We start from the raw sequence: 13,088 nt of genomic DNA on the forward strand, positions 1-13,088 counted from the left end.
GAGCTGTTTCAAAAATGAAGTAAGGAAAGTGCGTGTTCAATAGTAAATTACCCGACGTTGGCGTAAGTATATTTAGTCAAATGAGCGAGTTGGCGAATCAGTTCTCTGCACTTAATCTTTCGCAGGGCTTTCCGGAATTTGACACTCCAAACTTTTTAAAAAGTCAGATCACTCATTATGTTCAAAACGGTTTTAACCAATACTCCCCTTCAAGTGGTGTGCCTAAATTACAGCAGCAAATTGCAAATTTGGTACAAAATAAATACGCTACAGAGCTTAATGCTGATAAGCAAATAACTATCACATCAGGTGCAACCGAAGCCCTTTTTGTTGCCGTACGACCAAACGATGAGGTCATTGTATTTGATCCTGCTTACGACTCCTATAAGCCAGCTATTGAGCTTGCTGGTGGGAGGTCAGTACATATTGCTTTAAATGCGCCAGACTTTACGATTGATTGGCATAAGGTAGAGCAAAAAATCACAAAAAAAACACGCGCTATTATTATAAATACGCCCCACAACCCAAGCGCTAAAATATTTACACATCACGATATTCTAAAGCTTAAAAGATTAGTTGGTACTTACAACCTTTATGTTATTAGCGATGAGGTATATGAGCACATTACCTTTGATGAGCAACTACATTTAAGTGTACTACGCGATCACGAGTTATTAGCTAAAAGTTTTGTTATTTCGAGCTTTGGTAAAACATTTCATTGCACAGGGTGGAAGATGGGTTACTGCATTGCCCCTGATGACTTGTCAGGTGAGTTTAGAAAGATTCATCAATATGTCACCTTTTCTAGCTTTACACCTGCTCAGCATGCATTGGCCGATATGTTAGAACAACAAGGCGATCATGTAGATAGACTTAGTGATTTTTATCAACAAAAGCGTAATTTACTTATACGTCATTTACATGGAAGTCGATTTACAATTTTACCAAGCCAAGGAACCTATTTTTTATTGTTAGATTACAGTGATGTATCTGATTTAAACGATATTGAATTTTGCCATTGGTTAGTTGAGCAAGCAGGTGTTGCGGCAATACCCTTAAGTGTTTTTTATCAAACGCCCCCGGGTGACAAGGTTATTCGCTTATGTTTTGCAAAAAATGATGAAACCCTAAAAGAGGCAGCCCATATTTTATGTCAACTTTAACGCTCACATTAGTACAAAGCTCTCTTCACTGGCTCGATAAAAGCGCTAATTTAGCGATGTTTGATAAGCAACTAGGTGGGCTAACAGAGAAGCCTGACCTTATTTTATTACCTGAAACGTTTGCCACTGGTTTTGCTATAAACCATGATTGCGCGGAGCCAGAGAATGGCCTAGTGCTTACTTGGTTAAAACAACAAGCAAAAAAACATAATGCAGTGATTGCTGGGTCGGTGCTGGTGGCGCAAAATGATAAAAAAGCCAACCGTTTTTATTGGGTAAAACCATGTGGTGAAGTGACCCATTACGATAAGCGTCATTTATTTCGCTTAGGCAATGAGGGAGATCATGTAATAGCAGGAAATGAGCGAAAAGTTTTTGAAATTAATGGCTTTAAAGTACTGCCTCAAGTTTGCTATGACCTGCGTTTTCCGGTGTTTCAGCGCAATAAAAATGACTACGACATAATGGTTAATGTAGCAAATTGGCCAGCGGTACGACGTCCCGCTTGGGATACATTATTGGCAGCTCGTGCGATAGAAAATTTATGTTATGTGGTAGGGGTTAACCGTGTAGGCGATGATGGTAATGGCGTTGCTCACAATGGTGGTACGGCTGTTTATAACTTTAAAGGAGAGACATTAGCCAAGGCGGGCGATAATATTAAACAATTATTGACAATTACACTTGAAAAAGAGCCTCTAGATGCGTTTAAAACGTCTTTTCCCGCTTATTTAGATGCCGATCCGTTTACGCTAACTTAAGTTATCTTCACTTAGCACTAAAAATATTTAGTGTTAAAATAGACGCTATTACATTGATTGGCGGCTAATTAGCATTATGAATACTTTAATCACTCCTGTTATTTTAGCTGGGGGTATTGGCTCTAGACTGTGGCCTTTGTCTCGCCAAGCCATGCCCAAACAATTTTTACCGCTACTCGATAACCACTATTCGTTATTACAAAGCACTTTAGCGCGAGTGTCAGGTAATCAGTTTGAAAAGCCAATACTGGTTTGTAACGAACAACACCGTTTTATTGCTGCCGAGCAAAGTACAATTATTAACCCGCAAGCGCTTTTACTAGAGCCTCAGGGTAAAAATACGGCGCCTGCCATTGCGTTAGCCGCATGTTACGCACTACAGCAGGGGATTGATGGACCAATGTTAGTGATGCCAGCCGATCATTATATTGAAAATTTTGATGAGCTAACACTTCAGTTAAATGATGCTGTTAAGTTAGCTGAGCAAGGAATGCTAGTTACCTTTTCAATTACACCTACACACGCGCACACAGGGTTTGGGTATATAAAGCAAGGCAGTAAAATTTCAGGCTCAAACTGTTTTGAAGTCGCTGAATTTAAAGAAAAGCCAACCCTAGCAACAGCACAAAAATACCTAGCGGAAGGTGGTTATAGTTGGAATAGCGGCATGTTTTTATTTACGCCACGAGCTTATTTAAATGAGCTTGAACGTTTTGCGCCAAAAATAGCACACAGTGTTCATGCTGCCTCTCAGTTTTCACACGACTTAGGCTTTACAAGGCCAAACATAGAGCCACTTAAAAGCTGCCCAAGTGACTCTATTGATTACGCTATTTTAGAGCGCAGCAACAATGTAGCGGTTATGCCTGTTGCGCTTAAATGGAGTGATGTAGGTAGCTTTAGTGCGCTTGCAAGCCTTACTAAGCAAGATGCGCACGGTAATAACGAAAACCAAAACCATATAGCACAAAACAGTACGAATAATTTTGTTATTAGCGAACACGACCATAGTATCGCAACGCTTGGGGTAAGTGATTTAGCCATTATTCACACCCACGATGCCACACTGGTTGCCGATAAGAATAAGCTCGACGGTTTACCTTTATTACTTAAACAATTAGCACAGGGCCAAAGTGATAAACTCAATCACCATCAGGTTGTGTATCGTCCGTGGGGTAACTACCGCACTTTGGTTGAAGATAGTGGTTTTAAAGTTAAAAAAATAACCGTTAATAGCGGTGCTAAGCTTTCAACACAGCAACATCAGCATCGTGCAGAGCATTGGGTGGTGGTATCGGGAATTGCCAATGTTCGCATTGATGAGCAGTTGCTAACGCTCACCCAAGACCAATCGTGCTACATTGCCGCGAAGCAAGTTCATAGCTTGGCGAATAACCAACAAGTGCCATTAATTGTTATTGAAGTACAAACGGGTGCCATACTTGATGAATCCGACATACAACGGTTTGATGACTTATATGGCAGAGAAGGGCTTTAACGCCTTTTTAATTTACTTTATGAAAGTTGTCCACGGACAAACTTTAAGTATTTTTCAAGGCTGCGTTGCCACAGTTCGAGCGCTTCATTAAGTAGATCGTTATGTGGCTTATTATCAAGTAATCGGCGTTCTATTTTTTTAAGCTCCATGCCATAGCGGTTAAACCCTAATTGTAATGCAGTGCTCGCTTGGCGATGCAAAAGTTTAATGCATTGCTCGGGGTGCTGGTCTATTAACCCTTGGCAGCGAATTAACTTATTTCGAGCAGAAAGTACAAACTCATTATAAATAGACGATACCTCATCCTCACTAAACGAGCTGGCGAGTGTTTCTATAGCCGTTTTATCATAAAGGGTATCAATAAGTTCTACTGCAATATTTGTGGTTTGATTTGATTGAGAGTCGCTTAATGCTTGGCGTAGTTTTTGGTGTTTAATTGGCTTACCAACAATGTCTTTAATGCCCAGCGCTAAATATTCTTTAACTTCATCAGGACTTAAACTGGCAGTAAAAGCAAGTATAGGTGTTCGCTGGTTTTTGTGCTCAACACGCTTTAGGCGCTTAATAACTTCTTGTCCTGTTAAATCAGGTAGGTTCATATCAAGTAAGACTACGTCAAAGTGATATGCTTGCATTAGCTCAATGGCGCTTTTACCGTCTTTAGCGAGCTTAATTTTGTGCTCGTCGTCTGCCATAAACTCAATGGCTATTTTTTGGTTTAGGTCTAAATCTTCAACCAAAAGAACATCAAGCCCTGTTAAGTAGTCTTTTGTTTGATGGCGTTGCTCTACAAGGCTTAACTCACCTAAGGTAAAGGTCGTTATAAAGCTAAACACACTACCAATACCCAGTTCGCTAGAAATCTCAAGGCGACTACCGAGTTTTTCTAATAAGCGGCTTGTAATTGCAAGCCCGAGACCCGTGCCACCTTTTTCTTTACCTGCACTACTTTGTACATAGGGCTCAGTTAAGTATGCAATTTCATCGTTTTCAATACCTGGGCCTGAATCCTTAACACTGACTTTAATGGTGTGTTCTAGCTGCTTTTCTAAAATCAAATCAACCTGAATTTTTACCACACCACGGTCGGTGAACTTTATTGCATTGCCGACTAAGTTAATAATTATTTGTCGTAGCTTTTGTTGGTCGCAGTAGTAACAGGCTTGCTCGGGAACATTACACACAAGCTCAAACTTAAGCTGTTTTTGTTCAGCTAACGGGCTGAGTAACAGGCATAAATTATTTAGCCAGGTTTTAAATTCAATGTCTTCTTCATAAAGGGCTTCATCACTTTGGTCTAAACTTGCATATTCAAGCACTTTATCGACTAGTAAATTTAATGATTCTGCTGAGTTAATAATTGCTTCGCAATAAGCCTTACTGTGTGTATCGCTTGTTTGGTTCATAACCAGTTGCGCGCTACCTAAAATACCATTAAGTGGCGTGCGTATTTCATGGCTAATGGTAGATAAAAATAGTCCGCGTATTTCTAAATCTTTTTGGGCTTTAGCGGCTAACGTATTGAGGTGATGTTCCCGGCGTTCATTACATAGTAGCGCCATGCCTGCAGCATAAAACATCGGTGCAATAGTTCCGTTTAAAAATAGTACGGTACTAAACCAGCTGCTTGAAACGAGATCTTTTTGCTCAATTTCATTCATAAAAATTGAACGTGCAATAAAGGCTAACACCACGAGTGTTAAAATTGTAATGTATACAATACTGCCGTTGGGATAAGGTTTACGAGCGTACTTTATAAATATAAACAGTAAAAACAAGGCCTCTGAAATATGTTGTAAATCGGATGCGATTACACGGCCAGCTAAAGAGGGATCAAAAAAACTATAATAACCAAATACCACTGCACTAAATGCGGTGACTGAACAAAGAAGCTTAAACCCAGGCCCGCGATAATTCAAAAATTGGCTAATAGAAAAACAGTGCACAATAGAGGCTGCAAACATTAAGCTACATGCTGCATTTATAACAATTAAATTATGGGTGTTACTCATAAAAGCAAATGCAATAACTGCACATAGCATTAATACCGGGTAAAAAATATAAAGTAGTGTCCCCGGAATTTGCTTATTTGTTCGCCATGTTAAAATATTCAAAAATATCATAACAACAATAACGGCTATGCTGGCAAAATAAAGAGTGTAGGAATCGAGCATCAGGCTTCCAGCAAAGAAATTTTAAGTTAGAGTAATTAAAATATTTTAAGTTAACAAGTGCTTAGACTAAATACAAAAAAGACACCTAAGTGTCTGTTTTTTGCTTTGAACTACGCGTTTAGCGAATTTCGTCTGGTATATTTTGCTGTGCCCAAGATAATAGCTCAATACGGTTACGACACTTAGTCTTTCTAAATGCGCTGTATAGATGAGTTTTTACTGTGTGTGGGCTAATGCTAAGTTCTTCAGCAATTTCTTTATTTTTAGAACCGTTACTCATTAATGAAATAATTGCTTTCTCGCGCTTAGTAAGTTTGACAGGTTCAATATCGCCCTCTGTAAGCTTGTGAAGTGCATCTTTATTAAACTGCAACATGCGATTTAACGCATTACACATGATGTCGCGACGATACCAAAGCTGATCTTCTAATAAGAGTCGAATACCTTTCATTAGCACATCTGCATTGTCGGTCGTATAAAATACACCACGAATCCCGCTGAGTAATGCTCGATTGGCAAGCTCTGGGTTTTCATCTAAATTAAATAATATGATATCGCACTTAACACGTAGGTTTACTAGTTGTTCTTTTAATTTTCCCCACGCGTCATTGCTAGACGTTTCAATAAAAAGTAAGCGAGTTCCTTCAGGTGTATCCAATATATTAGTACCGGTTGTTACGTCTAGTCCTTGCGTTTTTAGCAATGGCTCTAATACGTTAATACCAATAGTATTAATTGGATCTTTATCTAATAACAAAAAGGCAGAACTGCTCATGTTTTTATACTCTTTTATAAAGCTGACTGATTAAGTTTATCACGATTCCCACACCTTTAGTATTAGAAAACCGCTATCGTACTTAAAAACAAGTACAATTTTATGATTATTTAAACATAAAATGTTGCAAATAAGTAATTGTTTTTTAATTTATAGGAACACATGCTTTTACATAGCATGCAGTAACCGAGCTTAATTAAACGATTTCTTTTTTGTTATCTTGATAAGGAGGCCACCCCATTTGCTTACCGGCAAGCATGTGAAGATGGATATGATAGACGGTTTGACCGCCATGATCGTTGCAGTTCATAACAACACGGTAGCCGTCATCGCTAAAGTTATGTTCTTTTGCAAGCTTCGCGGCCACCACATATAAGTTGCCTACTAAGTGTGCGTTATCATCATTTATATGATTTATGGTAGGAATTGCAATTTTTGGGATAATTAACACATGAAAAGGAGCTTGAGGGTTTATATCTTCAAACGCGAGAGTATTTTCGTCCTCGTAAATTATGCTTGCTGGGATTTCGCGATTAATTATTTTTGTAAATAGTGTCTCTTGGCTCATTGTGTGTTCCTTATCAAGTGGTATGAAATTTAGATTCACTAATGACAAATTTTCAAAGCAGTGTCAAACTCAAATCAACCAAAGGAGTTAATATGCGTAAATCAGTGTTAATGAGCAGTGTAGCTGCATTGCTATTTAGTGTATCGGGTATGGCAGAAAATATTCACTTTCCTGAAGAGTTTGTGCCGTTACAAGTCGGTGAGCGAATAATAGAAAGCTCTTTGTTTAGTCGTGTAGACGATTTAGAGCTAGCGCCGGGTTCGTATCGGCTAAAGCTCAAGTATACCGACTTATACGATGAAGATTACGATATGCATGAGGTGGTCGAGTCAGAGCCTTTTTGGGTTGATATTACGATTGAGGCGGGCACAGATTACACCTTGGTATTTAATCGTGCTGAAAATGCAGTAGCGGCTAAAGTATTTGCTCAATCGCCCATGGTAAGTTTAAAAGCTAAAGGCAGTGCGTTAGCTGCACCATTGAGTGTTGTCTCTAATAACCAACTTGCTAGCGAAGCGCCAGTGAGGACTATGCGAGAATCACCTGCGAGTCCAGAAAAGCCGAGTAGACCGATTAAACCAATTGCACCCATTACAGGAAAAGGCATGCCAAGTGCGACGCAAATGCTCGACTTTTGGTGGCAACAAGCAACAATTGCTGAGCGACAGGCTTTTTTAGCAAAAGTAACAAAATAAGCTGTTTGAGATAAGCATTAAAAAAGGGCCAAATTTGGCCCTTTTTAGTTCCTATTTTACGCTGTTTATTATTCAAATAAAGCGTCAATAGTGCCTTGTGCTAGTGGGTGGTAACCCGGACGTGCTTTTAAGTACACCTTTTGTGCCCACTCTTTTTTACCGTTAGTAATCAGTGATTTGTACAGAGGGACAATTAGCTTACGACGACCAATACCTGATAAATGCTTATCAAGAGCAGGGTAAATCGGTTGGTAACCGTTGCCCGCCGCAAGCATATACCATGCAAATGCGCGTTCTGCGTTGGTTGATTGCGTTAAGTTAAACTCACCGTCTAATTCAGTCATTTTTTCAATGCTTAAATCACGTGGTAGGTTATTTAAAAAGTGTAACCACTCATGTACTGTCCAGTTTGCTGTTGGGAGCTGCGCTGCAGTTGTTGCGCCTTGTAACCAAGCTGTGGTTGCAGTATCGACCTTATCGAACGCATCAGAGGTTGGGTTTGGCGCATCGCTTGGTAAACCAGGTTCAAAAATCCACTCGTTCACTTTATCCATACTAACAATACCTGGGTACTTGTTAATTAAATGGGCTTCAATATAGGTAACAAATTGTGCAGTCGTTAACGATTTAAAAGCAAACTCGTCAAAGTAAGTTTTTACGAAAGGGTCAAACTTGTCACGACCAAATTTGTTTTCCAAGTAAATTAAGAATAACTGACCTTTAGTGTAAGGCACTGAGCTAAAGGCATCGTCTGGATCGCGGCCATTAAGCTTTAAGTTAAGACGAGTATCAGGCGCATCAATAGTTTTAAGCTGTGCACGTAACCCTGCGGCATCAAGAGCTTGCTCCATTACTGCACGGTCGCGACCAAATACTTCTTCCATAATGCGGTTTTCAACGTATGAGGTAAAACCTTCGTTTAACCATAAATCTTCCCACGTTGCATTAGTCACTAAGTTACCAGACCAAGAGTGGGCAAGCTCGTGCGCAATTAGATTAACTAAACTTTTATCACCAGCCACTACAGTAGGCGTAATAAACGATAAACGCGGGTTTTCCATGCCACCAAACGGAAAGCTTGGCGGAAGCATGAGTAAGTCGTAACGACCCCATGCATAGTCGCCGTACATGGCATTGGTTTTGTCGATCATGGCTTGCGTGTCGTTAAACTCAGCAACCGAGGCTTCTAAAATTTCTGGCTCAGCAAAAATACCTGTTTGATGAGACATCGCTTTAAACTCTAAGTTACCTGCACCAATAGCAATTAGGTATGGTGAAATAGCTTGCGGCATGTCAAAGTGATAATCGCCATCTTTATAAAGTGCGTCTTTATTATCGGCACTCATAACCGCACGAATATCTTTAGGCGTAGTAATACGCGCAGAATAGGTTACTCGCATTGCCGGTGTATCTTGTACAGGTAACCAGCTACGAGCGTGAATTGCTTGCGATTGGCTATACATAAACGGGTGCGTCTTACTTGCTGTTTGTTCAGGTGTTAACCATTGTAAGCCTGATGCCTCTGGACGGCTGTTATAGTAAATACGCACTACTTTGGCTTGGTTTTTAAACTCAATAGTTAGCTTTGAACCTTTAACATCATCACGGTTTGCTAAAGTGAATTTTGCTTTGTGCCAGCTGCCTGCTTGCGTTTGATACATTACTTTATCGATGTCTAGGTCGCGAGTATCAAGCACTAGCTTTTTGCTTTTGCTGTTATTCCACTGAAGTGTATGCTCAACAAAGCCTTCTAATTGCTTGTCTTTAAAATCGACATCTAAATCAAGGCTTAAGTGAGTTGTAACAACATCGTCAAGATTGGCGTATGAGTTTTGATCAACAGCATTCGCCATTGCTTGCGAACACATGCCCGCCATAGCGAGGCTTAAAAAGAGAGGTTTAATTTTCATAATTACCTTGAACACAAATAAAAAGAGCAGGTTTTATAACACGATTGACAAGGTGGGTTGAGCAATTTTTACAATCTGATGCGTATTTTGCGACGATGAGGTAAACTATTGCGATTAGTTGGCGGTTTATCTTGAGAGCCTTGTGACGCACGCATTACACCCTTTACACACCTTTGCATTACATACCAAATGCCAAAATTTAGTTGAAATTACTGACATTGAGCAGCTATATAAGCAAAGCTTTTCGTCACCTTTCTGTTTGTTGGGGGAGGGGAGTAATACCATTTTTTTAAACGATTACCATGGTACGGTAATTAAAATGGCAACTAAAGGGATTAATATTACCCCCCGTAAAACCGATACCTTAATAAGCGTTGCAGCCGGTGAAAATTGGCATCAATTAGTCAAATTTTTATTGGATAAAAACTTACCAGGGCTTGAAAACTTAGCACTTATACCCGGCACTGTTGGAGCGTCACCGGTGCAAAATATTGGGGCCTACGGGGTTGAACTTTCAAAATTTATAGAGTCAGTCGAATACTTTGACATACACAGCAGAGAACTTGTTTGTTTGACTAACGAGCAATGTAAGTTTGGCTATCGTGATTCTATATTTAAACATGCATTGAAAAATAAAGCGGTTATTACACGTGTATTGCTAGTATTGCCAAAGCAATGGCAGCCTGTGCTGAGTTATGGTCCGTTGCAGCAGCTGAAAAATGTGACTCCGCGTACTGTATTTGAGCACGTTATCCAAACACGTAACAGTAAACTGCCAGATCCATACACGTTACCCAATGCGGGCAGCTTTTTTAAAAACCCAATAATTACCAATCAACAATTAGCAACGCTATTAAAGCAATTCCCTGAATTACCGCACTACGCATTCGGACAAAGCAAGCATAAGGTCGCTGCAGGGTGGTTAATAGATAACGCAAACCTCAAAGGTTATCGGGTTGCGGGCATTGAAGTTCATAGGCAACAAGCATTGGTATTAGTAAATCATGGCGATAGCCACGGCGAAGATCTAATTAGTATAATCAAGCACATTCAACATATTGTGTATTCGCGTTATAGCATACTGCTTGAGCATGAAGTGCGCTTAATAAATACAACTGCCGAATGCTATGTACAAGGAGGCGTTACACAGTGAAAGCACCTGATGGCAATAAACTCGCAATATTAAATGCATTAAATAAACCGGGCTTTGTATCAGGGCAAGCGCTGGGAGAGCAGCTAGGTATTAGCCGTGCGGCTGTGAGTAAGCATATTAATAGCCTACAAGAGATGGGTTTAGATATTTTTAAAGTAACGGGCAAAGGTTATAGCCTAAACAACTACGCTGGGCTTTTAAACCAATCGCAGATACAACAGCATTATAATCAATTAAATAGTCAGTTGAAGTCGCAGTCAGCGAACGTAGAAGTTCATCCTATAATCGACTCAACCAACTCCGAGCTTATGCGGCGTATACAAGCTAAAACAGCGCTTGAGTCGGGGACTATTATAGTGGCCGAAATGCAGCAAGCTGGGCGAGGGCGTCGAGGACGTGTGTGGCAGTCACCGTTTGGTGCAAACCTTTATTACAGTTACTTTTGGCGTTTAGATGATGGTCTGCAGGCAGCTATGGGGGTGTCGATTGCGGTGGGGTTAGCGGTATACGATACAATTAAAGCGCTTTATGACATAGATTTAGAGCTTAAGTGGCCAAACGATATCTACCTAAACAAACAAAAGCTTGCAGGTGTACTTGTTGAACTAGATGGGCAACCGCAAGGACCGTGTCAGCTGGTATTAGGAATTGGTATTAATTTACAAATGCCAGAAAATTTCAGCCAAAATATAGATCAAGCATGGACTGATTTAAGCCAGCATACCCAAAAGCTAGATAAAAATGAGCTGGTGGCATCACTCACTTATCACTTAGAGCATCGGTTAGAACAGTATCGTAAAAGTGGGTTACAAACAATGCATCAGCAATGGAACTCACTGAATGCTTTTGCTGGTGAGTGCGTAGAGCTAAATACAGGCCATAGAAGTTGGCGGGGGATATGCGAAGGAATTGACCCTCAAGGGGGGATTCGTATTCGTCAAGATGGAGATGTAAAAAGCTACTATGGCGGGGAAATATCACTGAGAAAGGCATCGCTATGAGATTACTCATCGATGTAGGTAACACCTCTTTAAAAGCCGTGCTTTGGCACAACGAGCAGGCACAACAAGCCGATTTAAATAATTTACCCTGGCCGCAAATAACAGACGTTGTATACGCGTGTGTAGGGCGAAGTGAATTACTCAATAAAATATTAGCTCAAGCTGCTACGCATCACACTGCATGTTATGAAGCAACGGTAACTAAAACACTTCAAGGGCTTACCTGCGCGTACGAGCAAGTAAACAACTTAGGTATTGATAGATGGCTTGCGCTCATTGCTGGGTTTACATTGCATCCAAATAAAGCGTGCATAGTGGTTGATGCGGGTACGGCCACAACGATTGATGTATTAACCAGTGAAGGACAGCACTTAGGCGGGTGGATTTTACCTGGGCTTGATTTAATGACGTCATCGCTGACGCAAAATACTCAGCGTGTATTTGACGACGAAAATACTCCGTTTGTAAGTCAGTTAGGAAAAAACACCCCTAACGGCTTAAAAAATGGTGCGTTAGTGGCCACCATAGGCGCAGTTGAACAAGCTAAATTACATTTAGGTGCAAAAAATAGCACCCAAACAATGCAAATTGTTTTTGCTGGTGGTTATGGCGCGTTATTACAGCAGCAATTTGAAGGCAGTATTTATGATTCTTTGTTGGTAATGAAAGGTTTAAATTTTTGGCGAAATTTAAGCAAAACGAGCTAAAAATAGAAAAATAAGTAACTTTTGCATGAATATTGAACATTTAAGCAATAAAATCGCATTTTTTTTAATTTTATAGTTGCATCCCAATAAACCTTACTCTAATATCTCGCCCCGTACTAAAGCAGTGCCGACTTAGCTCAGCTGGTAGAGCAACTGACTTGTAATCAGTAGGTCAACCGTTCGACTCGGTTAGTCGGCACCACTTTCCTTTTACCGAAAGTGAATTAGTAGAGAATTATCGTGGAGGGGTTCCCGAGCGGCCAAAGGGATCAGACTGTAAATCTGACGGCTCAGCCTTCGCTGGTTCGAATCCAGCTCCCTCCACCACTTTATTCTTGACGGTTAGAGGTAGATTAAGAACAGATTCCTAACGCGGGCATCGTATAATGGCTATTACCTCAGCCTTCCAAGCTGATGATGCGGGTTCGATTCCCGCTGCCCGCTCCAGTTCTTGTGTTGCTGATATAGCTCAGTTGGTAGAGCGCACCCTTGGTAAGGGTGAGGTCGGCAGTTCGACTCTGCCTATCAGCACCAGTCTTAAGAATCTTCTTGATTACTTCCTTTATCTGTCAGAAAATACTATTTGAAAAAATTAACTTAATCTACCTTCGGTGGATTATTTTCATATGTAATCTAGATACACAAAACTGATAGGTTCCGTCATGGCAAAAGAAAAGTTTGAA

The 13,088-nt window shown here is 40.3% G+C and carries 11 protein-coding genes and 4 tRNA genes; 11 read left to right on the forward strand and 4 right to left on the reverse strand.

Going from position 1 to position 13,088, the window contains the following annotated elements; translation table 11 throughout:
* The first annotated feature begins 32 nt into the window (after positions 1-32).
* From CWB62_RS08610 to CWB62_RS08620, 3 genes are all read left to right on the forward strand, one after another.
* On the forward strand, positions 33-1,163 hold the full coding sequence (locus CWB62_RS08610) for a methionine aminotransferase (protein ID WP_138531010.1): 1,131 nt from the start codon (positions 33-35) through the stop codon (positions 1,161-1,163).
* A complete protein-coding gene (locus CWB62_RS08615) occupies positions 1,151-1,924 on the forward strand; it encodes an amidohydrolase (protein WP_058404690.1) in 774 nt (257 codons plus the stop codon). Before CWB62_RS08610 ends, CWB62_RS08615 begins: the two co-directional genes overlap by 13 nt.
* Before the next feature lie 76 nt (positions 1,925-2,000).
* Positions 2,001-3,422, forward strand: coding sequence for a mannose-1-phosphate guanylyltransferase/mannose-6-phosphate isomerase (locus CWB62_RS08620; RefSeq protein WP_138531013.1), 1,422 nt, complete (start codon positions 2,001-2,003; stop codon positions 3,420-3,422).
* Positions 3,423-3,439: 17 nt separating this feature from the next.
* On the opposite strand, the gene CWB62_RS08625 is transcribed toward CWB62_RS08620, so the two are convergent.
* The 3 genes from CWB62_RS08625 to CWB62_RS08635 all read right to left on the reverse strand — a co-directional run bounded on the left by CWB62_RS08625 (position 3,440) and on the right by CWB62_RS08635 (position 6,939).
* Entirely contained in the window at positions 3,440-5,596 is a 2,157-nt protein-coding gene (locus CWB62_RS08625) for an ATP-binding protein (protein ID WP_058404688.1), read from the reverse strand.
* A 118-nt stretch (positions 5,597-5,714) separates the two neighbouring features.
* Entirely contained in the window at positions 5,715-6,371 is a 657-nt protein-coding gene (locus tag CWB62_RS08630) for a helix-turn-helix transcriptional regulator (RefSeq protein WP_008132268.1), read from the reverse strand.
* 196 nt (positions 6,372-6,567) lie between these two features.
* Positions 6,568-6,939 carry a histidine triad nucleotide-binding protein gene (locus CWB62_RS08635; protein ID WP_058404687.1) on the reverse strand — a complete coding sequence of 124 codons (372 nt, stop codon included), beginning with the start codon at positions 6,937-6,939 and terminating at the stop codon, positions 6,568-6,570.
* 92 nt (positions 6,940-7,031) lie between these two features.
* Between CWB62_RS08635 and CWB62_RS08640 the strand changes: the two genes are divergently transcribed.
* Positions 7,032-7,634, forward strand: coding sequence for a DUF2057 domain-containing protein (locus CWB62_RS08640; RefSeq protein ID WP_058404686.1), 603 nt, complete (start codon positions 7,032-7,034; stop codon positions 7,632-7,634).
* A gap of 68 nt (positions 7,635-7,702) precedes the next feature.
* Here the strand turns inward: CWB62_RS08640 and CWB62_RS08645 are convergent, their stop codons facing one another.
* The gene (locus tag CWB62_RS08645) at positions 7,703-9,544 is read right to left on the reverse strand and encodes a M1 family metallopeptidase (protein ID WP_138531015.1); all 1,842 of its coding nucleotides are present in this window, start codon (positions 9,542-9,544) and stop codon (positions 7,703-7,705) included.
* 142 nt (positions 9,545-9,686) lie between these two features.
* Here CWB62_RS08645 and murB point away from each other — a divergent pair, with 142 nt between their 5' ends.
* The 7 genes from murB (at position 9,687) to CWB62_RS08680 (ending at position 12,939) form a co-directional block, all read left to right on the forward strand.
* Positions 9,687-10,697, forward strand: a complete 1,011-nt coding sequence (gene murB / locus CWB62_RS08650) for a UDP-N-acetylmuramate dehydrogenase (protein ID WP_058404718.1) — start codon at positions 9,687-9,689, stop codon at positions 10,695-10,697.
* On the forward strand, positions 10,694-11,698 hold the full coding sequence (gene birA, locus CWB62_RS08655) for a bifunctional biotin--[acetyl-CoA-carboxylase] ligase/biotin operon repressor BirA (RefSeq protein WP_058404684.1): 1,005 nt from the start codon (positions 10,694-10,696) through the stop codon (positions 11,696-11,698). Before murB ends, birA begins: the two co-directional genes overlap by 4 nt.
* On the forward strand, positions 11,695-12,405 hold the full coding sequence (locus CWB62_RS08660; protein ID WP_058404683.1) for a type III pantothenate kinase: 711 nt from the start codon (positions 11,695-11,697) through the stop codon (positions 12,403-12,405). The genes birA and CWB62_RS08660 overlap by 4 nt, the downstream gene beginning before the upstream one ends.
* A 126-nt stretch (positions 12,406-12,531) precedes the next feature.
* Positions 12,532-12,607, forward strand: a tRNA-Thr gene (locus tag CWB62_RS08665).
* A 40-nt stretch (positions 12,608-12,647) separates the two neighbouring features.
* A tRNA-Tyr gene (locus CWB62_RS08670) sits at positions 12,648-12,732 on the forward strand.
* Between the two features lie 45 nt (positions 12,733-12,777).
* Positions 12,778-12,852: transfer RNA gene (locus CWB62_RS08675), tRNA-Gly, on the forward strand.
* Positions 12,853-12,863: 11 nt separating this feature from the next.
* Positions 12,864-12,939 (forward strand) — tRNA-Thr (locus CWB62_RS08680).
* Positions 12,940-13,088: the final 149 nt, after the last annotated feature.

It is taken from the genome of Pseudoalteromonas sp. S408 (assembly GCF_005886645.1).
GTDB lineage: Bacteria > Pseudomonadota > Gammaproteobacteria > Enterobacterales > Alteromonadaceae > Pseudoalteromonas.